This is a genomic window from Comamonas sp. GW821-FHT11H03 (genome assembly GCF_058807955.1).
This window is the reverse complement of the sequence record NZ_JBXARF010000008.1, coordinates 21,947-45,213: the sequence shown is the minus strand read 5'-3', so window position 1 is coordinate 45,213 and position 23,267 is coordinate 21,947. Positions and strand designations below refer to the sequence as shown.

The following is a 23,267-nucleotide window of genomic DNA, read 5'->3' as shown; positions in this document are numbered from 1 at the left end:
GTTTAAAAACGCTGTGCGCACCTATCCGTATTGCGCTGACAGCGATGGTTCTGTGAGTTCAAGCGATGGGGGCTGGGCCGTCCCTTACCCCTTAGAAGCTGCGGCTGAGTACCAACCAGCCCCGGCTGCTGCGCTGGCTGCTGCCGTCGCTGTTGCGCCCCTGGCTGGCAGCAGGGTTGTTGCCCACCGGGGTGGCCACGCTGGCTTGCACCTGCCAGCCACGCCAGTCGCCCTGGCCGCTCCAGCGCAGGCCCAGGCCCCAGCCGGCCAGGTGGTAGCTGTTGGCCATGCCGCTGCCCCCATCCCAGCCCTGCCATGGCTTTTTGTGCTGGCGAATCTGGCCCCAGTCGTAGAACAGCTGGGCCTGCCAGCCCCCGCCCAGGGCACTGCCCAGCTCGCGCTGCAGCTGCAGCTTGAGCAGCAGGCCTTGGTCACCCATGGCCTCGTTGACGGGGTAGGCGCGGATTTGGTCGGGTCCGCCCAGGCTCATGCGCTCGGCGCTGCCCAGGTTTTGATGGGCCCATTGCCCGCTGGCACTGGCTTGCAGCTGCCAGCCCTGGCCCAGCCAGCCCGCCAGGTTTTGCAGGCGGTTGGCCTGCCAGGCCAGCTTGGTGTAATCACCCCGGGTGTTGGGGCCTGCCGCGTCTTGTGTGACTTCTCCGGTGCGGGCCTGCATGCGCAGCCGACCATGCAGCAGCTGTACGCTACCCCAGTTGATGCCGCCGCCGCCCAGGCTGTCGCTGAGGTCGCCGCTGAGCCCTAAGTTCAAGACCTCGTTGCGCTGGCGGCGCACGGCCGTGTCCAGCATGTCGTCGTCGTAGCGGCGGTGCTGCAGGCCCACATGCAGCTGCAGATTGCGGGCCTGCTGACGCAGCAGCGGATAGCTCAGACCCATGCCGGCACTATAGGCCTGGCCCTTGGCGTCCAGGCTGCTGTAGCTGCCGGCCAGCTTGTAACCCATGGCCGAGCTCCAGACCGCCAGGCGCAGGCCGTCGTAGCCCAGGGGCAGGCTGTAGCGGGCCTGCACGCTGCCCAGGTGGGCCGAGCCCAGCATGCGCAGGCTGAGCTGGTCGCCCCGGCCCGAGAGATTATTGACGGCCAGCCCGCCCGAGAGCTGGCCCTTTCCCGTGGTGCGCAGGCCGTAGTTGCTGAGGGCCATATCGCCGGTGAGCAGGGGCTGGTCTGCGACCTCGATGGCCAGGTCGCTGCTGCCCGTGGCCTGTCCGGCTTGCAGCACGGCCGTGACCGCCATGCCGGGCAGGTCGTCGGCCAGCAGCAGGCCGCGCTCCAGCTTGACCGCCGACAGGGGCTGGCCTGTTTGCAGCCCTGCTGTGACGGTGCGCAAAACGCGCTGGGCATCGGCGCGCAGCGGAGCACCGGCGGACGATGCTGCAGGCTGCACGCTGGCTTGGCCAAAGCGGCCCTCCAGCACCTGGATGCGCACCACGCCCTGGGTGACATCCTGGGGCGGCGGCCAGACCCGGGCATACCAGCCGGCATCGCGGTAGGCCCGCTCTATGCGGGACACGGCCTGCTCCAGCTCCTGCATGCTCAGCGACTGGCCCTGCAAATCGGCCAGCAAGGCCTGCAGCTCGGGCTCTGGCAGCAGTTGGGCGCCTTCGATGACAAAGCGCCGCACCGTGACGCGAGGGGCATCGGGGTCTGCGGCTTGCTCCTGCGCCGGCTTGGGGCGCAACTGGGGGACGGCACCCGGCGCTTGAAGGCTGCGCTCGGTTTCACGCTGCAGGCTGCCCGCATCGGGAATAGAGACCGGCTGGGCCAGCACCGGCGAGAGCCAGCCCAGACACAGCAGGCCCAGCAGCCCGGCGGAGCTGGAGCGTGTGAAGGAGCTGGGAACAGCAGTCTGGCAGGTGGCCAGGGTGAGGGCTTGGGAGGCGACTGGGATTTGTATGCGCACAGCTAATGACTTGTTACTTTCAAAAAAAGTCAAGTGTGGGCGCAAGCTCGCGCACGGGGCAATCATTGAAGCCTGGTATGTTGTTCCAGGTCAAAGCATGCAAAAGCAGGAGAGGGTGGAAACCCGAGGAAAGGGCTGCTGTGTAAACAGGCAAGCAGTCAGGAAGGAGGCGGGGAGTGGCTGCTTCTGGCAGGACGGTTCACCGAGATAAGAAAAGGCTTTGCAAAATGCAAAGCCTTTTCGCTGATACAAGCGCGATCCGGCTCAACGCCAGTACTGGCATTTGCTTTCCGCCTTGGTGGTCCAGATCTGCTCGGCAGGCAGCTTCTTGATGATCTTGTAGTAGTCCCAGGTGCCCTTGGATTCGGCCGGCGACTTGACCTGCATCAGGTACATATCGTGCACATAGCGGCCGTCTTCACGGATGTAGCCCTGGCCGAAGAAGTCGTCGATCTTGGTGCTTTTCAAGGTCGCCATGACCTTGTCGGCATCGAGCGTGCCGGCTTTTTCCACGGCCTTGAGGTAGTTCATGGTGGCCGAGTAGTCGGCAGCCTGGATCTCGCTGGGGCGGCGCTGGGTCTTGGCCATGAAGGCGTCGGCAAACTTGCGCGAGCCGTCGTTCATGTCCCAGTACCAGGGGGCGGTGAACTGCATGCCTTCGGTGTTCTTCAGGCCCAGGCTGTGGATGTCGCTGAAGAAGACCAGCAGGCCGGCCAGCTTCATGTTCTTGGTGACGCCGAACTCCTTGGCTGCCTTGATGGAGTTGATGGTGTCTCCGCCGGCATTGGCCAGGCCCAGAATCTGCGCCTTGCTGTTCTGTGCCTGCAGCATGAAGCTGGAGAAGTCGCTGGCGTTGAGCGGCGTCTTGACCGAGCCCAGCACCTTGCCGCCGCGCGCTTCGATGATCTTGCTGGTGTCGGCTTCCAGGGCGTGGCCGAAGGCATAGTCGGCCGTCACGAAGAACCAGCTCTTGCCACCCGTGTCCACCACCGCGCCGCCCGTGCCCTTGGCCAGGGCCACGGTATCGAACGCATAGTGCACGGTATAGGGGCTGCACTGTTCATTGGTCAGCGCCGAGCTGCCCGCACCGTTGTCGATGAAGACGCGCTTTTTCTCCTGGGCGACCTTGGCCATGGCCAGGGCCGTGGCGGAGTTGGTGCCACCAAACACCAGGCTGATGCCCTGGGTGTCTATCCATTCGCGGGCCTTGCTGGCCGCGATATCGGCCTTGTTCTGGTGGTCGGCCGTCAGCAGCTCGATGGGCTTGCCCAGTACCTTGCCGCCAAAGTCGTCAATCGCCATCTGTATGGCAACGGCACCGTTCTTGCCTTCCACGTCGGCATAAAGGCTGGACATGTCGGTGATGAAGCCGATCTTGACTTTTTCCTGCGCCATGACGGGGGCCGCAAAGGCGGCCGTCAGGGCGAGAGCCAGCAGGGAAGCAGTGGGTGCAGACTGGGACAAGCGATGCATGGAGTCTCCTGAAAATTATGAGAAATGTGGAGAGAGCGCGTGCAGCGTCCGGTCGGCGGGTGGCCGCTGTCGCTGCATCGCAGCAAATATGCTAGGGGCGGCGATTGCGTCTGGCATCGGGGCAAGCACTTGCGGGAAATCCCAAGGGGTATGGCTAATTTGATAGCTGCTATCGCTTGTCTTTAATCGATTTCAGATAGTTTTATTGCTGAAATTCATGAAGGAAAGGTGCAGCGTGCTTTTATTTTGATAGCGGTTGCAGCGAGATACCGGCGGCTCAGATGCCACGCCAGCACCATGAAAAAAGCAGCCCTCAGGCTGCTTTTGTGGATGTTCTGGCAGGGATTGCACCTGGCGCTGCAGGCTACGCCGTGCGGGGCGCGCGGATCGCGGTCTTGGGGCGGAAGGCCTTGCAGATCTCGTCATGGGTTTCGAGATAGGGGCCGCCGATCAGGTCGATGCAATAGGGTACGGCGGCAAAAATGCCGTTGACCCTCGATTTGCCGTCCGCGTCCTTGAGGCCTTCCAGCGTCTCGGCAATCGCCTTGGGCTGGCCCGGCAGATTGATGATCAGGCTGCTGCCGCGTATCACCGCCACCTGGCGCGAGAGGATGGCCGTGGGCACAAAGGCCAGGCTGATCTGGCGCATCTGCTCGCCAAAGCCCGGCATCTCCTTGTGGGCCACGGCCAAAGTGGCCTCGGGTGTCACATCGCGCAGCGCGGGGCCGGTGCCGCCGGTGGTCAGCACCAGGCTGCAGCCCGCATCGACCAGCTCGATCAGCGCAGCGCTGATGCCGGCCTGCTCGTCGGGAATCAGGCGTGGCTCGAACTCGATGGGGTTCTTGAGTGCGCGGCTCAGCCATTGCTGCAGCGCGGGCAGGCCCTTGTCTTCATAGACGCCGCTGCTGGCGCGGTCGCTGATGGAGACGATGCCGATCTTCACGGCATCGTGAAGATATGCGGGCGCATCACTCATCGCCGTCGTCCTGGGCAGCCGCACCGGCCTTGCCGGCGCTGGCCAGTTGCTCGCGCACCAGCTGGAACAGGTCGCGGTAGGCGCGGCCCTTGCTGACTTCCTTGGGCTCGGCATCGGGGCTGGCGGCGGCAGCGGCTGCTGCGGCTTGTTCCTTGGCTTTCTCGATGTCCTTGCGCGACTGGCGGATCAGCGAGCGCAGCTGTTGCACATCGGTGCCAGGGAAATGCTCCAGCCAGATGGACAGGGCCGCTTCCTCGACGACCAGGCGGTCGCGCCATTGCTCTGCCACCTGCAGCGACATTTTTTCGCTGGCCGAGCCATTGCGCTGCTCGTCCAGCGCCTGCTTGACGGCCGCGACCTGCTCAGGCGTCAGCTTGCGCATGAGCTTGCCGACATATTGCATCTGGCGGCGCTTGCCTTCGAAGTTGGTGATGCGCTTGGCCTCGGCCAGCGCGTCGATCAGCTGATCGGACAGCTGCAGGCGCTTGAAGAGGTCGCTGCGCAGCGTCATCAGCTCCTTGCCCAGATCCTGCAGCGCATCACTTTCGCGCTTGAGGTCGGTCTTGGTGGAGTCGTACGTGCCTTTGAGTTCGGCCTTGAGTTCAAGGTCCAGCTCGCTGCCTTCGGCAACGAACTTTCCACGAACAAAATAGCCTTTGGTGAGTTTGCGTGACATGGTAAGGGGGCAATATCGGTGGCAGCGCAGAGCGCGCTGCAGTGCCGGCTATCATATCCGCCGCTATGAAAAAACCTCGCTCCAGCAATACAAGCACTTCCAGTGCACAGGCCCAATCCGCACCGCAAGCCGGTTTCAGCTTCAGCCAAGCCTTTTTCGAGGGGCTGGTGGACCAGGCCCTGCAGCATGCCAAGAAGCTGGGTGCGACGGATGCCGGCGCCGAGGCTTCCGAAGGCTGCGGCCTGTCGGTCAGCGTGCGCAAGGGCCAGTTGGAGACCGTGGAGCGCAACCGCGACAAGTCGCTGGGCGTGACCGTCTATCTGGGCCAGCGCCGGGGCAATGCCAGCACCTCGGACTTCTCCGAAGCCGCCATCAAGCAGACCGTGCAGGCCGCCTATGACATCGCGCGCTTCACGGCCGAAGACCCGTTTGCCCGCCTGCCCGACAGCGCAGATATCGCGCTGCCTGGCACGCACCGCGATCTGGATCTGTTCCATCCCTGGGATATCACCAGCGAAGCCGCTGCAGAGATGGCGCTGCGCTGCGAGGAGGCCGCCTTCAAGACTCACCGCCGCGTGAGCAACAGCGAAGGCGCGGGCGTGTCGGCCCAGCAAAGCCATTTCTTCACGGCCCATACCAATGGTTTTCGTGGCGGCTACGCCAGCTCGCGCCACAGCATGTCGGTGGCGCCCATCGCCAAGCTGCCCGGCAAGAATGGCGAGATGCAGCGCGATTACTGGTACAGCTCCATGCGCAATGCTGCCGATCTGGCCTCGCCAGAGGCCGTGGGTCGCTACGCGGCAGAGCGCACGCTGAGCCGTCTGGGCAGCCGCAAGATTCCGACCACCGAGTGCCCGGTGCTGTTCGAGTCGCCCCTGGCCGCAGGCTTGCTGGGCAGCTTTGTGCAGGCCGTCAGCGGCAGCGCGCTGTACCGCAAAAGCACCTTTTTGCTGGACTCCTTGGGCAAGCCCATCTTCCCCAAGCACATCGATATCGAGGAAGACCCCTTCGTCCTGGGCGGCAAGGGCAGCTCGCCCTTTGACGAAGAGGGCGTGCGCGTGCAGGCGCGCAAGGTGGTCGATGCCGGCCGCGTGCAAGGCTATTTCCTGTCCAGCTACTCGGCGCGCAAGCTGGGCATGAAGACCACGGGCAATGCCGGCGGCTCGCACAATCTGGTCATGACTTCGCGCCGCACCAAGGCGGGCGACGATCTGGATGCCATGCTCAAGAAGCTGGGCACGGGGCTGTTCGTGGTCGAGCTGATGGGCCAGGGCGTGAACTATGTGACCGGCGACTATTCGCGCGGCGCCAGCGGTTTCTGGGTGGAGAACGGCGAGATCGCCTTCCCCGTGGACGAAATCACGATTGCCGGCAATATGAAGGACATGTTCAAGGGCATCGAGGCCATCGGAGCCGATGCCTATAACTACGGTGCCAAGACCGTGGGCTCCATTCTTGTCAATCGCATGAAGGTGGCGGGCAGCTGATCGCCGTAGAGCGCCGACGCTCCATGAAAAAAGCAGCCGGTGGCTGCTTTTTTTGTGTCTGAATCAGCTCTCGGCGGCGGCCTGAACAATGCAGTGCGAGAGTTTCTCGAAATGCTTGTGGGCATCGGCACTGAGCTCGATTTGCTTGCGTCTGGCATCCTCGGTATCGGCCAGCAGGATCCAGCCCTTTTGGCGCATGGACTTCAGACGGGTGTGAATTGTGGCCGGAGACCCCAGCTCACGTTGGGCCATCAGGTCTCTGACGCAAAGACGCTCCTGACGCGTGCCGGCATTGGCAATTTGCTCCAGCAGGCGCTCCTCCAGGGGATCCAGTGCCGGCAGCATGGGCAGGTTGCGAATGGTCGCTGCCAGGTGCAGAAAGCGTAAATAGATATCGGCAGACAGGGACTTTGGCATGGGAAGGCAAAAACAGACGACGCGCCGCTAACGAAGATTGAATAAACGGCGCTCATAATACTGCGCAGACAGTGAACAAGCTCGGCGGTAGCGCATGAAGAACATTTGGACGCAATTTTCGGTGGCGGTTATCACGGCTTTGCTGTTCCTGGCGACGCTGGCTCTGAATCAGTGGATTTTCTCCGAACTGGAATTTGTCAGAGGCGTCAACTGGATTTACCTGCCTGCAGGTGTGCGTTTGCTTTGTACGCTGCTTTTTGCGGAGGCGGGCGTGGTGGGGCTTTTTGTCGTGTCATGGCTGGTCTGCAACTTTTACTTCTTCCCGGATGACGGCTTGCGTGCGTTGGCGGGCGGCATCATGGCCACGCTGGCCCCCTATGGCACCTATTGCGCAGCCCGCAAATGGATGGGGCTCGGGCGATCACTCAGTGATCTCACCCCGCGTCGCCTGCTGTGGCTCAGTGTCATTTACGGACTGAGCAATGCCTTGCTGCACCAGGCCTGGTCCGTCGTCATCGGGGATGGTTTTCAGCTGGACCAGCTTCTGGTGATGATTCTGGGCGACTTCAGCGGCACGTTGATCGTCCTGTATGTATTCAAGGCCTTGCTTATGCTGCCGATCAAAACGGACCGGTATCAGCTCAAGTAATACCGTTTGCCGTCCCGGCGTTCGATTTGACCGCTTTCGCCGCCAGCCATGACGGATGGCAAGTCATACTAGGGCTTGCTCTAGAAAATCCAATATCAGTTCATGAGTTCTGCATCCTCGCCCGCCTCCGGCATGAGTCGTCCGGACTGGCTCAGCGCCATCATCGTCATCGTGGTCTGGGGTCTTAATTTTGTGGTCATGAAGTGGGGGCTGGCCAAGATCTCGCCCCTGCTGCTGTGCGCGCTGCGCTTTGCCGCGGCATCGCTGCCATTTCTGCTGTTTGTGCGTGCGCCCAAAAATCTTTCCTGGGGGCTGCTGGCCGCCTATGGTCTGGTGCAGGGGGTTGGGCAATTCGGCCTGCTGTTCACCGGCATGAAGCTGGGCATGCCTGCCGGTATGGCATCCGTGGTGCTTCAGACCCAGGCCTTCATCACCATGCTGCTGGCGGCGGCGTTCTTGCACGAGAAGCCGCAGCGCTGGCAATGGATGGGCTTGCTTATTGCTCTTGCCGGGCTGCTGCTGATCGGTGCCGCCCATGGTGAGGGGACATCGGATATGACGCTGATCGGTTTTGTGCTGACCGTGGGTGCCGCAGCCATGTGGGCCGGCTCGAACCTGCTGACGCGGATGGCGGCCAAGCAAGGCTCGTATGAACCGGTGTCCTTCATCGTCTGGACCAGCGTCTTTCCCATGCTGCCGCTGCTGTTGCTGTCCCTGTGGGTGGATGGCGTGGACTCGGTGACTTCGCAGCTGCAGTCCATAGGCTGGAGCGAGCTTGGAGTGATCGCCTATCTGGCCTTTTTGTCCACCTTGCTGGGCTATGGTCTGTGGACGCGGTTGCTGCAGCGCTATGCGGCCAGCACCGTGGCCCCTTTGTCGCTGCTGGTGCCGGTGATCGGCCTGCTGTCGGCCATGCTGCTGCTGGGAGAGGCCCCCAATGGCCTGCAGTGGCTGGGGACGCTGGGCGTTTTGCTGGGCATGGTGGTCAACCAGTTTGGCGGCAAATGGCGGCGCTGAGATACCGGCTGGCTGATAGCAGGGCACATCCGCTGCTCTGCCGGGGCGGCCTGTGACTGCCTGGCAGAGCACTTTGCCAGCGCAGCACAGGCTCGCAAGTCAATAGCTGTTGCCAATTGAAGTTTTTTTTGAGCACTCGGCCTGAATCACGAATATTGAAGCTCGTTTTCGTCATTATTATTACCGGCATCCATATAAAAGCATGACTTTCCCATTCCGGATTCGATCCGACCCGGGATGCGAATATGCAAAGGAATAATGATGTGTGAGGGAGATATTGGCGCGATGCCTCCTGAGCTGCAGCTGGCCCAGCTGCAGGCCTTGGACAGGGTCATGGCCATGGCTGAATTTGGCCTGGATGGGACGTTGCACCGTGCCAATGACAACTATCTGCAGCTCATGGGGTTTACGCGTGAGCAGTCTCTGGGTCGCCCACATCGCAGCTTTTGCTCTGCGCGTCTGGCCGAAAGTGCCAGGTATCGGGAAATCTGGACGCATCTGTGCGCAGGCAATTCCTACTCCGGAGTGGTGGAGCGACTACGCAGCGATGGCAGCAGTTGCTGGCTGGAAGCTACCTATTCACCGGTGATGGATGCCCAGGGCAGGGTGGTGCATATCCTGAAGATCGCTACCGACGTCACACAGCGGCGAGCCCGGGAGCAGGTGCAGCAGGAGCACCTGCGTCGCCTGTCCCTGGTGGCCGATGCCTCCGACACGGCAGTCGTCATCAGTGATGGAAGCTCACGCATCGTGCATGTCAACGGTGGCTTTACGCGCATGTTCGGCTGGCGCACCGAGGAGGTCGCGGGGCACACGCCGATTACCTTGCTGGCTCCTCAATTGTCCGAGACCTTTGTGGACCGCTATCGCTCGGAATTGCGCGCTGGCCAGCCTGTGGGGCGTGAGGAAATCGTGGTCGGCAAGCATGGGCAGCGCTACTGGGCCAAGGTTATCAGCAACCCCATCCTCGACGCGGACGGGCGCTGGCAATACACGGTTTCGATGCTGACCGATATCACGCGTTCCAAGATGCATGAGGCCTTGCAGCACCGCGTGCTGGAGGCCATGGCGCGCGAGCGGCCGCTGGTGGAGGTGCTGGAGATGGTGTGCCTGGAGGTCGAGAGGATTGCTCCCGAGGTGACGGCATCGATTCTCGAGGTGGATGCCCAGGGGCTGCTCCATCCGCTGGCGGGACCAAGCCTGCCGCAATCTTATTCAGCACAGCTAGACGGGGTGGCCATAGGGCCGAATGTGGGCTCCTGCGGAACGGCGGCCTGGCGCAACGCGCCGGTGCTGGTGGACGATATTGCACATGATCCGTTGTGGACGGATTTCAAGCACCTGATCCTGCCGCTGGGGTTCAGAGCCTGCTGGTCCACTCCCATCTGCAACAGCGGCGGCAAGCCGATCGGCACTTTCGCGTTCTATTACCGGGAGCAGCTGAGCGGGGAGGGCTCGACTTTTCACCAGCAACTGGTGGATGCCTGCATCCATCTGTGCGCCCTGGCGCTGGAGCGCGAGCTGTCGCGCGCGCGCATTCGCCAGCTGGCTTTCTACGACGGCCTGACCGGATTGCCCAACCGAAGTCTGCTGCAGGCCAAGGCCGATCAGGCGATTGCGTCAGCTGCCGGCAATGACGAACAGCTGGCGGTGCTGTTCATCGACCTGGACCGGTTCAAGCAGGTCAATGACTCTCTGGGCCATCCTGTGGGGGATGAGTTGCTGCGCAATGTCGCGACGCGATTGCAGCGCGTGCTGCGCAGCTGTGATATTGCCGGGCGTTTGTCGGGTGACGAGTTTGTTGCCGTGCTGCCGCAATGCGATGCGGAGCATGTGGCCAATACCATCGAGCGCCTGCAGGAGCTGCTGGCGGAGCCCCTGATTATTGCGGACACCTCGCTGGCCATATCCGCCAGCGTGGGCATTGCAATGTTTCCCATGGACGGCAGGGATATGGAGACCCTGGTGCACCGCGCCGACATGGCCATGTACCAGGCCAAGAGCAAGGGACGCGGCCGTTTCTGCTTCTTCAGCAGCGAAATGAACCGCTTGGCCCAGGAGCGTCTGGCACTGGAGACGGCACTGCGCAAGGCGCTCAAAAGCGGCGGCCTGCGCCTGCACTATCAGCCTCAGATCGAAATGGCCACCGGCCGCCTGTATGGCGTGGAGGCCCTGGCGCGCTGGACCCATGCAGAGCTTGGCGAGATTTCGCCCGCCCGCTTTATCCCGCTGGCCGAAGAGTGCGGGCTGATCGCCGATCTTGGAAGCTGGGCATTGGAGGAGGCCTGTCGCCAGCTGTCGCAGTGGCGGGCCAAAGGAATGGAAGTCCCCGCAGTGTCGGTCAATCTGTCGCCATCGAGCTTTCACAACCTGGATCTGCCACGGATGATCGCCGATACGCTGGACCGCAATGACCTGGCGCCGCAGGACCTGACCCTGGAGCTGACGGAAAGCATTTTGCTGGACACCAATCCCAGCACCATGAAGACCATAGACGAGGTGCATGCGCATGGCGTGCGCCTGTCCATGGATGATTTCGGCACCGGCTACTCCAGCCTCAGCTATCTGCGCCGCCTGCCGGTCAGCGAGCTCAAGCTGGATCGCAGCTTCGTGGCCGATCTTGAGCATGACGAGGCGGCTCGGGCGTTGAGCCGTGCTATTTTGGGCATTGGCAAGAGTCTGCACCTGACCGTGGTGGCGGAAGGCGTGGAGACGCCTACGCAGAGCGTGATGCTGTGCGAGCAGGGCTACCCGGTGGCGCAAGGCTTTCTGTTCGCCCGGCCGCTGGCTCCAAAAGAGTTTGAGCACTGGCTGGCGGCCAACCCGGCCTCCCCGGTGCCGACCGTGCACGGCGCCGTCGCCGCATGAACTTGCGGTGCAGAGGTTCTCGGCACAGATCGCTCCGGCAGCGATGAAGTGATGTGCAGAGGCGGCTGAGAGGCCGCGCGTACGGTGACGCGGCCGAGGCTTTGGCGGCGGTGCGGCATTGCCCTCAGGTTATGCGGGCTTGGTGGCAACTTCGACGTCGTGCCTCAAGGCTTCAGTAGGCGGCTGCCGGCAGTGCCGGGGCCGCCACCGTGGAGCCGGCAAACTGGCTGCGCAGCTTGCGCGCTGCATTCACGAACATCAACACATCCACGCCCACGGCCACAAAGCTGCAGCCGAGCTGAAGGTAGCGCTGTGCCAGCGCGGGGTCCGAGGTCAGCGTACCTGCCGCTTTGCCACTGGCAACAATGGTGCGCATCGCTGCTTCGATGGCAGCCTGCACTTCGGGGTGGCCGGGGTTGCCGCGATGGCCCATGGAGGCTGCCAGGTCGGCCGGGCCTATGAAGACGCCGTGCACGCCGTCCACGGCGCAGATGGCTTCGAGATTTTTCAGGGCCGTGGTGGTCTCGGCCTGCACCAGCAGGCAGATCTCGTCGTCGGCCACATTCAGATAGTCGGCGCGGCTGCTCCATTGAGAGGCGCGTCCCACGGCACTGCCGACGCCGCGCACGCCCAGGGGCGGGTATTGCGTGGCGGCCACGATGGCCCGGGCCTGCTCTGCCGTGTCCACCATGGGCACGAGCAGCGTCTTGACGCCTATGTCCAGCATCTGCTTGATCAGGGTCGTGCTGCCTTCCACGACTCGCACCACCGGCTGAGCCGGGTGCGAGGCCACTGCCTGCAGGGCGCCCAGGGTGCTGCGCAGATCGTTGGGCGCATGCTCGCCGTCGATCAGCAGCCAGTCATAGCCGGTGGTGGCGGCCGCTTCGGCCAGGTAGGGATCGGCCATGGACAGCCACAGCCCGATCTGGGGCTGGCGTGCGGCGATGGCGGTCTTGAAGGGGTTCAGTGCGGGCATGGGGTGTACGCTTTCATAGGGGGGTTGGGGGCGTGGCGCCTACAACTGGCGCGACCCAGGCCAGAGACGCCGAGCAAGGGCCTGGGCTGGCCGCGCCGCCCCGCAGCGAGGGCGTCGTCCCCCTCCCGCGCAGCGAGAGAGGGCGCCGTGCCACGGGGGAAGCGGCGGGGCCGCCCCGGCAAAGCCGCTCAGGGGGAGCTGTCAGTCCAACCCACCCTGGCAGACGTATTTGATATGCAGGTAATCGTCGAGCCCGTGAGTGGAGCCTTCGCGGCCGTAGCCCGACTCCTTGACGCCGCCAAAGGGGGCGGCCTCGGCGGCCAGCGCGCCTTCGTTGATGCCCACGATGCCCGACTCCAGCGCATCGGCGACGCGCCAGATGCGGCGTATGTCCTGGCTGTAGAAATAGGCGGCCAGGCCGAACGGCGTGTCGTTGGCGGCGGCGATTACCTCGGCCTCGTCATCGAACATGGTCAGCGGCGCCACGGGGCCGAAGGTTTCTTCGCAGGCGCAGGCCATGGAGGCAGTGGCGCCCGAGAGCACGGTGGGGGCGTAGTAGGTGGGGCCCAGATCCGTCAGGCGCCTGCCGCCCGTGAGCACCCTGGCGCCCTTGGCCACGGCGTCCTCCACATGGCGGGCGATCTTCTCGACCGCGCGGTCATTGATCATGGGCCCGATCTGCGAGGCCGCTTCGCTGGCCGGGCCCACGTGCAGGGCAGCCACACGGGCGCTGAGCTGACTCGCAAAGGCCTCGTACACCGAGCGGTGCACAAAGACGCGATTGGGGCAGACGCAGGTCTGGCCGCCGTTGCGGAACTTGGCGGCCATGAAGCCGTCCACGGCAGCCGCCACATCGGCATCCTCGAAAACGATGAAGGGCGCATTGCCGCCCAGCTCCAGCGAGAGCTTTTTGAGCGTGTCGGCGCTGCGGCGCGCCAGATGCTTGCCCACGGGCGTGGAGCCGGTGAAGGTGATCTTGCGCACGCGGCTGTCATCCAGCCATTGATCGACCACCTCGGGCGTGCGCTCGCGCGAGGCCGTGACGATGTTGAGCACGCCGGCCGGCACGCCGGCTTCATGTGCCAGCAGCACCAGGGCCAGCGAGGTCAGCGGCGTGTCCTCGGCCGGCTTGCAGACCACGGTGCAGCCCGCAGCCAGGGCGGGCGCGATCTTGCGTGCGATCATGGCGGCCGGGAAGTTCCAGGGCGTGATGGCGGCGACCACGCCCACGGGCTCGCGCAGGGCGAACATGCGCCGGCCCGGCACGGGCGCGGGGATGACTTCGCCATTCATGCGCGTGGCAGCCTCGCCGAACCATTCGATATAGCTGGCGGCATAGGCGACTTCGCCCTTGCCTTCGGCCAGGGGCTTGCCCTGCTCCAGCGAGATCAGCGTGCCCAGATCGTCCTGATGGGCCAGCACCAGATCGTTCCAGCGCTTGATGATGGCAGCGCGCTGCTTGGCCGGCAGCTTGCGCCAGGCCGGCAGGGCCGCCTGGGCGGCGTCCACGGCGGCGCGCGCATCGGCCGCACCTGAATCGGGTACGTCGGCAATGGTGCAGCCCGTGGCCGGATCGGTCACGGCAAAGCTGGCGCCGCTGGCAGCGGGCGTCCAGGTGCCGGCGATGAAGTTGGCGCTGCGCTGCAGTTCGGTGCGTTGCAGTCTGAGTGGCGTGGCGTTCATGGTGAAAATTGCAGAAAGTGAAGGTTGGATAAGGGCGCAAAGCTCTGGAAGATGCGCTTTCTTCAGCTCACGATACCCAGGTGCCAGGGCACGAATTCATGGTCGCCCAGTCCCAGGGCTTCGCTCTTGGTCTGCTCGCCGCTGGCATGGCGCAGGATCTGCTCGAAGATCTGCTGGCCCAGCTCGGGCACGGTCAGCTCTCCGTCGACGACCACGCCGCAATTGATGTCCATGTCCTCCTGCAGGCGCTGGTACATGGGGGTGTTGCTGGCCAGCTTGATGGTGGGGGCGGGCTTGCTGCCGAACATGGAGCCGCGACCCGTGGTGAAGCAGATCAGCTGGGCGCCGCTGGCGATCTGGCCCGTGGAGGCCACGGGGTCGTAGCCCGGCGAGTCCATGAAGACAAAGCCGTGCTCGGTGATGGGCTCGGCGTATTCATAGACGGCGCGCAGTGGCGTGGTGCCGCCCTTCATGGCGCTGCCCAGGGATTTTTCAAAGATGTTGGCCAGACCGCCGGCCTGGTTGCCATGACCGACCACGCCGTTGAACTGGGCGTTCTGGCCGGCTGCATAGCGCTCCCACCAGGCCAGGCGGTCCAGCAGCTTCTGGCCGACTTCGGGGCTGATGGCACGGCGCGTGAGCATGAACTCCACGCCGTGGATCTCGGGCGTCTCGGACAGAATCGCCGTGCCGCCATGGCGCACCAGAATATCCATGGCCGCGCCCAGGCAGGGGTTGGCCGTGATGCCCGAAAAGCCGTCCGAGCCGCCGCATTCCAGGCCGATCTTGAGGTGGGCGGCACTGACGGTGCTGCGCTGCGCCTGGTTGGCGATGGGCAGCATGTCCTCGATGGCGGCAATGCCGGCCTCGATGGTGGCGCGTGTACCGCCCACTTCCTGCATCACCAGGGTGCGCAACAACTGGCCTTCCTTGAGGCCCTGCGAATCCACCAGCGCATCGACCTGGTTGCGTTCGCAGCCCAGACCCACGATGAGCACGCCCGCCAGGTTGGGGTGGCGCGCATAGCCGGCCAGGGTGCGGCGCAGCACATCGAAGTGCTCGCTGGGCGAGGACATGCCGCAGCCGCTGCTCTGGGTAAAGGCGGCCACGCCGTCCACATTGGGAAAGGCGGCCAGCCGCTCGGGCGTGAAGTGGGCGGCGATGCGCTTGATCACGGTGGCCGAGCAGTTGACCGAGGACAGGATGCCGATGAAGTTGCGCGTGCCCACGCCGCCGCCCGCTCGCACAAACCCCTGGAAGGTGGCGCGCTGCTCCTCGGGCACGTAATCCACGGGCCGCACGTCGGCACCGAACGACGGGTCGCGGTAGTAGTCCACCAGCTTGAGGTTGTGGCTGTGCACATAGTCGCCAGGCTCCAGGTTGCGTGTGGCGACGCCGATCACCGTGTCGTACTTCTTGACCTGCTCGCCCTCGGCGATGCGGCGTGCCGCGATCTTGTGGCCGGCCGGCACCTGGGCGCGCGTGCGCACTCCTAGCTCGGGAATGTCCTGGCCCAGGGCCAGGGCGGTCTTGGCCACCAGCACGTTGTCGTTGGGGTGCAGGTGCAGCAGGGAAGAGGAGGAGGAGAGCATCTTGGAGTCCGGGGATGGCGGGCCTGAGGCGGTTGGGACGCAGTGGGGGCGCGGGGGGACGCGGCGCGTCAGCGCATCAGGTCGCGCAGTTTGAGTTTGTCGATGAGCACGGTTTCCTTCTGGTAGACCGTGTTCACATACCTGGCGTAGTCGGGGCCGTCCAGGTAGAGCAAGGGCGCGTCCAGCCTGTCTGCCACGGACTTGAACTCGGGGCTGGCCACGGCCTGGCGGAAGGCATCGCGCAGCTTGGCTTCGACGGCGGGCGGCAGGCCCTTGGGCGCGCCGATGCCGTTGGGTGCATCGACGACCACGTTGTAGCCCAGGTCCTTGAGTGTGGGCACGTCCTTGAAGCGCGGCGTGCGCTGCTCGCCCCAGGTGGCCAGCAGGCGCAGCTTGCCGGCTTCCACATGCGGGGCCCAGGAGCTGGAGTCGGCCAGCGCGTCCACATGGCCGCCCAGCACGCCCTGCAGCGCCTCGGCGCCGCCCTTGTAGGGCACATGGCTGAGCTGGATGCCCGCTGCGGCCGCAAATTCCTCCATGCCCACATGCGTGGCGCCGCCCACGCCGGCGTGGGCGTAGGTGATGCTGCCGGGCTTGGCCTTGGCAGCGGCGACCAGGTCCTGCAGGGTCTTGAAGCGCGAGTTGGCCGGCACGGCGATACCGAAGGTCTGGCCCGAGGTGCGCGCGATATAGGTGTAGTCCTTGCGCGGATCGGCCTGCAGCGTGCCCAGTTGGGAGAAGCGCGTGACCGAGATCGGGATCTGGCCGATGGTGTAGCCGTCGGGCTTGGCCGAGGCCAGGGCCTTGGAGCCGATCATGCCGGAGGCTCCGGCGCGGTTTTCCACCGCAATCGCCTGGCCCAGGATGCGGCTGGCCACGGTGCACAGCGCGCGCATGGACTGGTCGGCCGTGCCGCCGGCAGGCCAGGGGCAGATGAAGGTGATGGGGCGCTCGGGCCAGGTCTGGGCCAGCAGGCGGGTGGAACTGCCGAGCGTGGCTGCGCCGAGGGCGCCAAGCACAAAACTGCGCCGGCTGCTGTGTGGGGGGGTCATCGCTTGTCTCCTGTCGTTATTTGAACTGCCTGCCCCGATTGTTCAAAACTGCTCCATGACAATCCAATGAAAAGATAGACTCTCTTCATAACCAAAAGGTAATGAAGCCCCATGAGCAAGATCGATCGTGTGCTGCGCTCCAACCTCAAGCTGCGCCATCTGCAGCTGCTGGTGGCGCTGGACCAGTTCCGTCACCTGGGCCGTGCGGCCGAGTTTCTGGCAGTGACCCAGCCCGCCGTCTCCAAGACCCTGGCCGAGATCGAGCGCATGCTGGGCATGGCACTGTTCGAGCGCTCCACGCGCGGCACCGAGCCCACGGCAGCCGGCGTCAGCATGGTGCGTTTTGCGCGCTCGGTGCTGGCTGGTTTCGAGCGCACGCGCGACGAGATGGCTGCCGAGGCCAGCGGTGCCCGCGGGCGCACCAGTGTGGGTGCCATGGTGGTGGCCACGCCCGTGTTGCTGGCGCGCGCCGTGGAGCGGTTAAAAGCGCGGTCGGAGCAGACCACGGTGATGGTGGAGGAGGGGGATCTGACGCGCCTGCTGCCCAAGCTGCGCCTGGGCGAGCTGGATCTGTTCGTGGGACGGCTGGAGCCCGGCTATGCCGCGCCCGACCTGGAGACCGAGGCGCTGTACGACGACCCAATGGTGGCCGTGGTGCGGCCCGGTCATGCGCTGCTGGCGCCGGGTGCGGCCAGCTGGCAGGCCCTGGCAGAAGCACCTTGTGTGCTTCCTCCACCCTGGGCCTCGCTGCGCGTGAAGCTGGAGCAGCAGTTCTATGCCCACGGCCTGCACCCGCCGGTCGACATCGTGGAGACTGCGTCCTTTCTCTCGCAACTGACCTTTGTGCACCAGCGCGGCGCCGTGGCCTTCATGGCGCGCGGTGTGGCCCGCTGTCATGCCGCCCTGGGTACGCTGGCCATACTGGATCTGGTCGTGCCCATAGATCTGCCGCCCGTGGGGCTGATCACCTTGCGCGGCCAGCCGCTGACGCCGACCACGGGCTTGCTGCTGCAATGCCTGCGCGAGGTCGCGGGGGAGCTGGGCTGAGTCTGGCACGAGCCGGGCACGAGCCTGGCATGAGTCTGGCATGAGTCTGGTGTAGGGCGGGCAGGCCCTCTGGGGGCGCTCTGCGCTGGCGTGCTACTGTGGTGCAATCCTTGGCCCCCTGTCCTTGAGCCCTGTGCCGGACATGGCTCCAGGTCCAACCATGGAGACCCATCTATGACTGCCTTGCCATCCATGCCAGCACCTGCGGTCGAGCCTGTCAGCGGCCCCGAGGCTTCGGCTCTGATCGATGCCAGGATTGCCGGCCTGGACGACTGGCGCGGCGCTACGCTGGCCCACGTGCGGGCGCTGATCCGCGAGGCTTTGCCCGCCGTGGTGGAAGAGCTGAAATGGCGCGGTACGCCCGTTTGGTCGCAGGACGGCATCCTGTGCACGGGCGAGACCTACAAGACCGTGGTCAAGCTGACCTTTGCGCATGGCGCGGCCCTGGCCGATCCGGCCGGCCTTTTCAATGCCAGTCTTGAAGGCGCCACGCGCCGGGCCATAGACCTGCATGTTGGCGAAGTGCTCGACACCGCAGCGTTCCAGGCGCTGGTGCGGGCCGCCGCCCAACGCAATGCCCAGGCACGGTCGGCCAGAAAACCGGCTTCGCAAGCCAAAGCCAAATCTCCGCTCTGACGCCCGCGCCCCCGCCGCAGTCGGCCTTGGGCGTTCACACGTGAAAAGCACCCTGGTGCAGGTGCTGCCTGCACGGGTGCTTCTGATTTTGAATCAGGCCGGCCGCAGCCAGCCTGGAGCCATCAGTCCTTGGCGATGGCAGCCGCGATGGCTTCGCCCACCTCGGTGGTGTCGGCCTTGCCGCCCAGATCGGGCGTCAGCGGACCGGCCTTGATCGTGTGCTCGATGGCGGCCACGATGGTGTCATGGGCCTGGCGCCAGGCACCTTCGCTGCGGCCCAGGAAGTCCAGCATCAGCGCGCCCGACCAGACCATGGCGATGGGGTTGGCGATGTTCTTGCCGTAGATGTCGGGTGCCGAGCCATGCACGGGCTCGAACAGCGAAGGGAAGCTGCGCTCGGGGTTGAGGTTGGCCGACGGCGCCAGGCCGATGGTGCCCGTGGTGGCGGGGCCCAGGTCGGACAGGATGTCGCCAAACAGATTGGTGGCGGCCACCACGTCGAAGCGGCCGGGCTGCAGCACGAAGCGTGCCGTCAGGATGTCGATGTGCTGCTTGTCCAGCGTGACTTCGGGATAGGCCTTGGCCACATCGTCAGCGCGCTTGTCCCACCAGGGCATGCTGATGGCGATGCCGTTGCTCTTGGTGGCCAGGGTTACGTGCTTCTTGGCGCGGCTCTGCGCCAGATCGAAGGCGTACTTTAGCAGGCGGTCGGCACCATGCTTGCTATAGACCGATTCCTGGATGCAGATCTCGCGGTCCGTGCCTTCAAACATGATGCCGCCCAGGGCGGTGTACTCGCCCTCGGTGTTCTCGCGCACCACGTAGTAGTCGATGTCGCCGGGCTTGCGGCCTGCCAGGGGGCAGGGCACGCCTTCGAACAGGCGTACCGGGCGCAGATTGATGTACTGGTCGAACTCGCGGCGGAACTTGAGCAGCGAGCCCCACAGAGAGACATGGTCGGGCACGGTGGCAGGCCAGCCCACGGCGCCGAAGAAGATGGCGTCCATGCCCGAAAGCTGCTCCTTCCAGTCATCGGGCATCATCTGGCCGTGTTCGGCGTAGTAGTCGCAGTGGGCCCAGTCGAAATGGTGGAACTCCAGCGGCAGCTCGAAGCGCCTGGCTGCGGCTTGCAGCGCGCGCAGGCCTTCGGGCATGACTTCCTTGCCGATGCCGTCGCCGGCGATGACTGCAATCTTTTTGGGAGTGGACATGGTGCTTTCTCGTGAATGTATTGGGTGGCGAGGCAGCGGCTCGGCCTGTGCCTGACGGTATTCTGCATCGTACTTAACTGAATACAATTGACCGATCGTGGCCTGATTGTTTACAGATTGTGCAGAAAATGCCCTCTCCCGAAGACCTGCGTGTCTTCACCACCGTGGTGCGCAAAGCCAGCTTTGCCGAGGCTGCGGCCGCGCACAATGCGTCGCCGGCCTTTGTCAGCAAGCGCATCCGTCTGCTGGAGCAGGAGTTGGGTGTGAAGCTGCTGCATCGCACCACACGGCGGGTCGCTGTCACGGAGCAGGGCGAGCGCGTCTACCACTGGGCGCAGCGCATTCTGGACGAGGTCGAGCATTTGCTGCAGGAGGTGGATGTGACGCGCCGCCAGCCGCGCGGGCTGCTGCGGGTGTCCACCAGCTTCGGCTTTGGCCGCAATGTGGTGGCGCCCGCGCTGTCGCAGCTGATTGCGCAATATCCGGCGCTGCAGCTGCGCCTGGAAGTGTTTGACCGCATCGTCGATGTCGCGGCCGAGGGCTTCGATCTCGATGTGCGCGTGGGCGACGAGATCGCCCCGCATCTGATTGCCCGGCATCTGGCCGACAACCATCGCGTGCTGTGCGCGGCCCCGGCCTATGTGCAGCGGCGCGGCAGCCCGCGCACGCTGGACGAGCTGGCCGCGCATGACTGCCTGGTCATCAAGGAGCGCGATCACCCCTTTGGTGTCTGGAAGCTGCGCTCGGGCAGTCAGGAGCGCAGCGTCAAAGTGACCGGGCCGCTGTCCACCAATCATGGCGAGATGGCTGTGCAATGGGCGCGCGACGGCCATGGCATCGTGCTGCGCTCGCTCTGGGATGTGGCGGCCGATCTGCAGGCCGGCAGCCTGGTGCAGCTGCTGCCTGAGTGGCAGCAGCAGGCGAATATCTGGGCTGTCTATCCGACGCGGCTGGAGCGCTCGGCCAAGGTGCGGGTCTGCGTCGAGTTCCTGCAGGAGTTCTTCGGCAGGCAAGCTCCAGAAGGATTCAGGATTGCTATGAAAAAAGAAGCTGCTATCGATTGATATACATGAATTTCAGAGTGTTTATTATCTGAAATGTATGTACAGCAAGCGCAAGCAGCTTCTCTTTTTGAGCCTGATGCCGCGTGACGGCTCAGGCCGGTTGCCAATTACTTTGTCAGCGCGGCCTTGACGGCGGCGGACACCAGGCCCATATCGGCCTTGCCGGCCAGCTGGGCCTTGACGGCGCCCATCACCTTGCCCATGTCGCCGGGGCCGGAGGCGCCCAGCTCGGCCACGATGGCCTGCACGGCTGCGGTAATCTCGGCTTCGCCCATGCGCTCGGGCAGGTAGACCTTGAGCACTTCCATTTCGGCCTTTTCCACATCGGCCAGATCGGTGCGGTTGGCGGCTTCGAAGGCGGCGATGGAGTCCTTGCGCTGCTTGATCAGCTTGTCCACGATGGCGATGACGGCTGCGTCATCGAGCTCGATGCGCTCGTCCACTTCCTTTTGCTTCATCGCGGCCTGCAGCAGGCGGATGGTGCCCAGGCGTGTGCTGTCCTTGGCACGCATGGCGGTCTTCATGTCTTCGGTAATCTGGGCTTTCAGGCTCATGGCTTTCTCCTTGGGGTGGGCGAATGGTGGTGCGCCGTGTGAACGGCGTTGACTATCCATGCGCTGGGAGGTCACTGCGCGGCCGGGCAGGCTTGGCAGTGGCCAGAAAACAAAAAACCCGCGCCTGGCGTCCCGAGCGCGGGTTTGCGGCTGTTTTAAGGCCGACTGGTCCTAATCAACGATTAGTACAGCTTCTTAGGCAGTTGCATGCTGCGAACGCGCTTGTAGTGACGCTTCACGGCAGCAGCCTTCTTGCGCTTGCGCTCGGCTGTGGGCTTTTCGTAGAACTCGCGAGCACGCAGATCGGTCAGCAGACCCAGCTTTTCGATGGTGCGCTTGAAGCGGCGCAGGGCAACTTCATAGGGCTCGTTTTCTTTGACGCGGATGGTAGTCATTTAATTTCCAGATATATCTGTGCTGACAGAGGGTTCTCGGGAAGATCGGGCCTGAGAGCCGTGAACAGCGGTTTCCCCGCCACTTTTTAACTAGTATGGCCGACGGGGTAATGCCAGCAAAGTCGAGCATTATAGACCAAGACTTGGGCTGCGTCTGCATTGCACGGCCAAGCAAGTCTGCGCTCGTCAGAATGGCAGGGCTTTGCTGCTACCGGCTGCGCAGTCTGAGGCCTGGTTCAGGCACCGCTGCTGTGCCGTTATGCCTGCCTTTATGCCGCCTGCCTTTGTGCCCGTCTTCATGCCTGTCTTGATGCCTCTGACGCGTGCAATACATAGGCCTTCGGCAGGCGGGCCTCAAGCCTGTGCCAGTGCAACTGGGCGCTGGGGTTTGTGTGGAGCATCTTGTGCACGGAAATTGCATACAGTTTGAAGACTCAGTTGCTTGACTCAAGTCAGAAGGCAAGTGGCTTGGTGCCAGTACGCGTCGCTGTTTTTTCCGTGTCCAAGGAGCTTCCATCTTGTCCAGCGCTTCTCATTGCTCATTCATTTCGCGTCGTCAATGGATGGCTTCGGCCATCGCCGTGCCGGGCTTGCTGGCATTGACGGCCTGTGCCGGCAGGGCCGGAGTTTCCGGGCCTGCTGCGTCCGGCAGTTCCCTGGTGGTGGGCGGTCTGTTTGCGGGCTCGCGCAGCGACAAGGGTTTTATGGAGGCTGGCTGGCGCGGTCTGGAGAAGGCGCGTCAGGAGCTGGGCGTGCAGATCCGTTTTCTGGACGGCATGGCACCCAGGAAGGAGTTGCTGGTGCCGGCTCTCGCGCAGCTCGCGGAGCAGGGGGCGCAGCTGGTGATTGCCCATGGCGGGCAGAACAATCAGGCCGCAGCCGAAGTCGCGGCGCGCTTTCCCAGGACCCAGTTCGTCGTGACCCAGGGCGCGGTGCAGGGGAGCAATCTCTGCAGCTATGACGTGCTGCAGGAGGAGTCGGCCTATCTGGCCGGCGTGCTGGCGGCCCTGACCACCAAAACCGGGGTGGTCGGCCATATGTCGGGCATTCGCGTGCCACCGGGGCTCAAGGGCCGTGCCGCCTATGCGGCCGGTGTGCGCGATACCGATCCCAGGGTCCAATTGCTGACGAACTTTTCGGGCGATCAGGACGATAACGCCTTGTCGCACCGCATCGCCAAGGCCCAGATGGCTGCCGGTGCCGATGTGATCTTCACCATGCTCAACTCCGGCCGCGATGGCGTGACCCAGGCCTGCCGCGAGGCGGGCACGCGTCAGATCGGCAATGTGATCGACTGGACCACGGTGGAGCCGCAGGTGTTTGTCGCTTCCGCCTGGGCCGATGTGGGCATTGGCGCGTTTTTGGCCGTCAAGGACATGCAGCAGCGCGGTGCGCCCGGCCCGGGTATTCGCAAGATTGGCCTGAGCGACCCGGCGGCCGTACGCCTGACCATGGGCCAGGGCGTGGCAGCCGCTGTGCGCGAGCGCGTGGCCAGGGCGTCGGCTGCCATCGCCTCGGGGCAGCTCAAGGTGCCCGAGCACTATGAAGGCAAGGAGTTTTCTGCCTGATCGGATGG

General features: G+C 64.3%; 20 protein-coding genes. 8 read left to right on the top strand and 12 right to left on the bottom strand.

From position 1 onward, the window contains the following. Window positions 1-91 precede the first annotated feature (91 nt). The 4 genes from AC1RTQ_RS17550 to yjgA form a co-directional block, all read right to left on the bottom strand. Window positions 92-1,918: a ShlB/FhaC/HecB family hemolysin secretion/activation protein gene (locus tag AC1RTQ_RS17550; protein ID WP_492877599.1), complete on the bottom strand. Its 1,827-nt coding sequence runs from the start codon at window positions 1,916-1,918 to the stop codon at window positions 92-94. A 264-nt stretch (window positions 1,919-2,182) separates the two neighbouring features. After that, complete coding sequence (locus AC1RTQ_RS17545) at window positions 2,183-3,391, bottom strand: ABC transporter substrate-binding protein (protein WP_302089702.1); 1,209 nt, start codon at window positions 3,389-3,391, stop codon at window positions 2,183-2,185. A gap of 364 nt (window positions 3,392-3,755) precedes the next feature. Then, window positions 3,756-4,367 carry a molybdopterin adenylyltransferase gene (gene mog / locus AC1RTQ_RS17540; protein WP_302089703.1) on the bottom strand — a complete coding sequence of 204 codons (612 nt, stop codon included), beginning with the start codon at window positions 4,365-4,367 and terminating at the stop codon, window positions 3,756-3,758. After that, window positions 4,360-5,043, bottom strand: coding sequence for a ribosome biogenesis factor YjgA (gene yjgA / locus AC1RTQ_RS17535; protein ID WP_302089704.1), 684 nt, complete (start codon window positions 5,041-5,043; stop codon window positions 4,360-4,362). Before yjgA ends, mog begins: the two co-directional genes overlap by 8 nt. Window positions 5,044-5,108: 65 nt before the next feature. Here yjgA and pmbA point away from each other — a divergent pair, with 65 nt between their 5' ends. Beyond that, complete coding sequence (pmbA, locus tag AC1RTQ_RS17530; RefSeq protein WP_492877595.1) at window positions 5,109-6,530, top strand: metalloprotease PmbA; 1,422 nt, start codon at window positions 5,109-5,111, stop codon at window positions 6,528-6,530. A 63-nt stretch (window positions 6,531-6,593) separates the two neighbouring features. Here pmbA and AC1RTQ_RS17525 read toward each other — a convergent pair whose 3' ends face one another. Next, window positions 6,594-6,947 carry a hypothetical protein gene (locus AC1RTQ_RS17525; RefSeq protein ID WP_003078963.1) on the bottom strand — a complete coding sequence of 118 codons (354 nt, stop codon included), beginning with the start codon at window positions 6,945-6,947 and terminating at the stop codon, window positions 6,594-6,596. Window positions 6,948-7,041: 94 nt separating this feature from the next. Between AC1RTQ_RS17525 and AC1RTQ_RS17520 the strand changes: the two genes are divergently transcribed. The 3 genes from AC1RTQ_RS17520 to AC1RTQ_RS17510 all read left to right on the top strand — a co-directional run bounded on the left by AC1RTQ_RS17520 (window position 7,042) and on the right by AC1RTQ_RS17510 (window position 11,481). Further along, window positions 7,042-7,596: a hypothetical protein gene (locus AC1RTQ_RS17520; RefSeq protein WP_492877593.1), complete on the top strand. Its 555-nt coding sequence runs from the start codon at window positions 7,042-7,044 to the stop codon at window positions 7,594-7,596. A gap of 132 nt (window positions 7,597-7,728) precedes the next feature. Continuing rightward, complete coding sequence (locus tag AC1RTQ_RS17515) at window positions 7,729-8,613, top strand: EamA family transporter (RefSeq protein WP_419145849.1); 885 nt, start codon at window positions 7,729-7,731, stop codon at window positions 8,611-8,613. Between the two features lie 261 nt (window positions 8,614-8,874). Then, complete coding sequence (locus AC1RTQ_RS17510) at window positions 8,875-11,481, top strand: sensor domain-containing protein (RefSeq protein ID WP_492877591.1); 2,607 nt, start codon at window positions 8,875-8,877, stop codon at window positions 11,479-11,481. Between the two features lie 172 nt (window positions 11,482-11,653). Here AC1RTQ_RS17510 and hpaI read toward each other — a convergent pair whose 3' ends face one another. From hpaI to AC1RTQ_RS17490, 4 genes are all read right to left on the bottom strand, one after another. Further along, on the bottom strand, window positions 11,654-12,457 hold the full coding sequence (gene hpaI / locus AC1RTQ_RS17505) for a 4-hydroxy-2-oxoheptanedioate aldolase (protein WP_492877589.1): 804 nt from the start codon (window positions 12,455-12,457) through the stop codon (window positions 11,654-11,656). A 201-nt stretch (window positions 12,458-12,658) separates the two neighbouring features. After that, a complete protein-coding gene (locus tag AC1RTQ_RS17500) occupies window positions 12,659-14,140 on the bottom strand; it encodes an NAD-dependent succinate-semialdehyde dehydrogenase (RefSeq protein WP_492877587.1) in 1,482 nt (493 codons plus the stop codon). A gap of 62 nt (window positions 14,141-14,202) precedes the next feature. Further along, a complete protein-coding gene (locus AC1RTQ_RS17495) occupies window positions 14,203-15,732 on the bottom strand; it encodes a UxaA family hydrolase (RefSeq protein WP_492877585.1) in 1,530 nt (509 codons plus the stop codon). A gap of 68 nt (window positions 15,733-15,800) precedes the next feature. Further along, window positions 15,801-16,784, bottom strand: a complete 984-nt coding sequence (locus tag AC1RTQ_RS17490; protein WP_492877583.1) for a Bug family tripartite tricarboxylate transporter substrate binding protein — start codon at window positions 16,782-16,784, stop codon at window positions 15,801-15,803. 111 nt (window positions 16,785-16,895) lie between these two features. Between AC1RTQ_RS17490 and AC1RTQ_RS17485 the strand changes: the two genes are divergently transcribed. Both AC1RTQ_RS17485 and AC1RTQ_RS17480 read left to right on the top strand, forming a co-directional pair. Then, complete coding sequence (locus AC1RTQ_RS17485; RefSeq protein WP_302089712.1) at window positions 16,896-17,831, top strand: LysR substrate-binding domain-containing protein; 936 nt, start codon at window positions 16,896-16,898, stop codon at window positions 17,829-17,831. Between the two features lie 174 nt (window positions 17,832-18,005). Continuing rightward, on the top strand, window positions 18,006-18,467 hold the full coding sequence (locus AC1RTQ_RS17480) for a DUF1801 domain-containing protein (protein ID WP_492877581.1): 462 nt from the start codon (window positions 18,006-18,008) through the stop codon (window positions 18,465-18,467). A 122-nt stretch (window positions 18,468-18,589) separates the two neighbouring features. Here AC1RTQ_RS17480 and AC1RTQ_RS17475 read toward each other — a convergent pair whose 3' ends face one another. Further along, window positions 18,590-19,678 (bottom strand): tartrate dehydrogenase, encoded by a 1,089-nt coding sequence (locus AC1RTQ_RS17475; RefSeq protein ID WP_492877579.1) that lies wholly within the window; start codon window positions 19,676-19,678, stop codon window positions 18,590-18,592. Window positions 19,679-19,806: 128 nt separating this feature from the next. On the opposite strand from AC1RTQ_RS17475, the gene AC1RTQ_RS17470 reads away from it, so the two are divergent. Then, window positions 19,807-20,742 (top strand): LysR substrate-binding domain-containing protein, encoded by a 936-nt coding sequence (locus AC1RTQ_RS17470; protein ID WP_409815813.1) that lies wholly within the window; start codon window positions 19,807-19,809, stop codon window positions 20,740-20,742. Window positions 20,743-20,849: 107 nt separating this feature from the next. On the opposite strand, the gene AC1RTQ_RS17465 is transcribed toward AC1RTQ_RS17470, so the two are convergent. Together AC1RTQ_RS17465 and rpsU are read right to left on the bottom strand one after the other, a co-directional pair. After that, window positions 20,850-21,296, bottom strand: a complete 447-nt coding sequence (locus AC1RTQ_RS17465) for a GatB/YqeY domain-containing protein (RefSeq protein ID WP_302089715.1) — start codon at window positions 21,294-21,296, stop codon at window positions 20,850-20,852. A gap of 182 nt (window positions 21,297-21,478) precedes the next feature. Then, on the bottom strand, window positions 21,479-21,691 hold the full coding sequence (rpsU, locus tag AC1RTQ_RS17460) for a 30S ribosomal protein S21 (RefSeq protein ID WP_003052999.1): 213 nt from the start codon (window positions 21,689-21,691) through the stop codon (window positions 21,479-21,481). A gap of 518 nt (window positions 21,692-22,209) precedes the next feature. On the opposite strand from rpsU, the gene AC1RTQ_RS17455 reads away from it, so the two are divergent. Next, window positions 22,210-23,259, top strand: coding sequence for a BMP family protein (locus tag AC1RTQ_RS17455; RefSeq protein WP_492877575.1), 1,050 nt, complete (start codon window positions 22,210-22,212; stop codon window positions 23,257-23,259). Window positions 23,260-23,267: the final 8 nt, after the last annotated feature.

Bases quoted from the DNA above. Each gene is read 5' to 3' on its own strand.
- mog (WP_302089703.1), bottom strand. From the start codon at position 4,367: ATGAGTGATGCGCCCGCATATCTTCACGATGCCGTGAAGATCGGCATC.
- pmbA (WP_492877595.1), top strand. From the start codon at position 5,109: ATGAAAAAACCTCGCTCCAGCAATACAAGCACTTCCAGTGCACAGGCC.
- AC1RTQ_RS17545 (WP_302089702.1), bottom strand. From the start codon at position 3,391: ATGCATCGCTTGTCCCAGTCTGCACCCACTGCTTCCCTGCTGGCTCTC.
- hpaI (WP_492877589.1), bottom strand. From the start codon at position 12,457: ATGCCCGCACTGAACCCCTTCAAGACCGCCATCGCCGCACGCCAGCCC.
- AC1RTQ_RS17475 (WP_492877579.1), bottom strand. From the start codon at position 19,678: ATGTCCACTCCCAAAAAGATTGCAGTCATCGCCGGCGACGGCATCGGC.
- AC1RTQ_RS17465 (WP_302089715.1), bottom strand. From the start codon at position 21,296: ATGAGCCTGAAAGCCCAGATTACCGAAGACATGAAGACCGCCATGCGT.
- AC1RTQ_RS17485 (WP_302089712.1), top strand. From the start codon at position 16,896: ATGAGCAAGATCGATCGTGTGCTGCGCTCCAACCTCAAGCTGCGCCAT.
- AC1RTQ_RS17490 (WP_492877583.1), bottom strand. From the start codon at position 16,784: ATGACCCCCCCACACAGCAGCCGGCGCAGTTTTGTGCTTGGCGCCCTC.
- AC1RTQ_RS17500 (WP_492877587.1), bottom strand. From the start codon at position 14,140: ATGAACGCCACGCCACTCAGACTGCAACGCACCGAACTGCAGCGCAGC.
- AC1RTQ_RS17510 (WP_492877591.1), top strand. From the start codon at position 8,875: ATGTGTGAGGGAGATATTGGCGCGATGCCTCCTGAGCTGCAGCTGGCC.
- AC1RTQ_RS17470 (WP_409815813.1), top strand. From the start codon at position 19,807: ATGCCCTCTCCCGAAGACCTGCGTGTCTTCACCACCGTGGTGCGCAAA.
- AC1RTQ_RS17515 (WP_419145849.1), top strand. From the start codon at position 7,729: ATGAGTCGTCCGGACTGGCTCAGCGCCATCATCGTCATCGTGGTCTGG.
- yjgA (WP_302089704.1), bottom strand. From the start codon at position 5,043: ATGTCACGCAAACTCACCAAAGGCTATTTTGTTCGTGGAAAGTTCGTT.
- rpsU (WP_003052999.1), bottom strand. From the start codon at position 21,691: ATGACTACCATCCGCGTCAAAGAAAACGAGCCCTATGAAGTTGCCCTG.
- AC1RTQ_RS17480 (WP_492877581.1), top strand. From the start codon at position 18,006: ATGACTGCCTTGCCATCCATGCCAGCACCTGCGGTCGAGCCTGTCAGC.
- AC1RTQ_RS17525 (WP_003078963.1), bottom strand. From the start codon at position 6,947: ATGCCAAAGTCCCTGTCTGCCGATATCTATTTACGCTTTCTGCACCTG.
- AC1RTQ_RS17520 (WP_492877593.1), top strand. From the start codon at position 7,042: ATGAAGAACATTTGGACGCAATTTTCGGTGGCGGTTATCACGGCTTTG.
- AC1RTQ_RS17495 (WP_492877585.1), bottom strand. From the start codon at position 15,732: ATGCTCTCCTCCTCCTCTTCCCTGCTGCACCTGCACCCCAACGACAAC.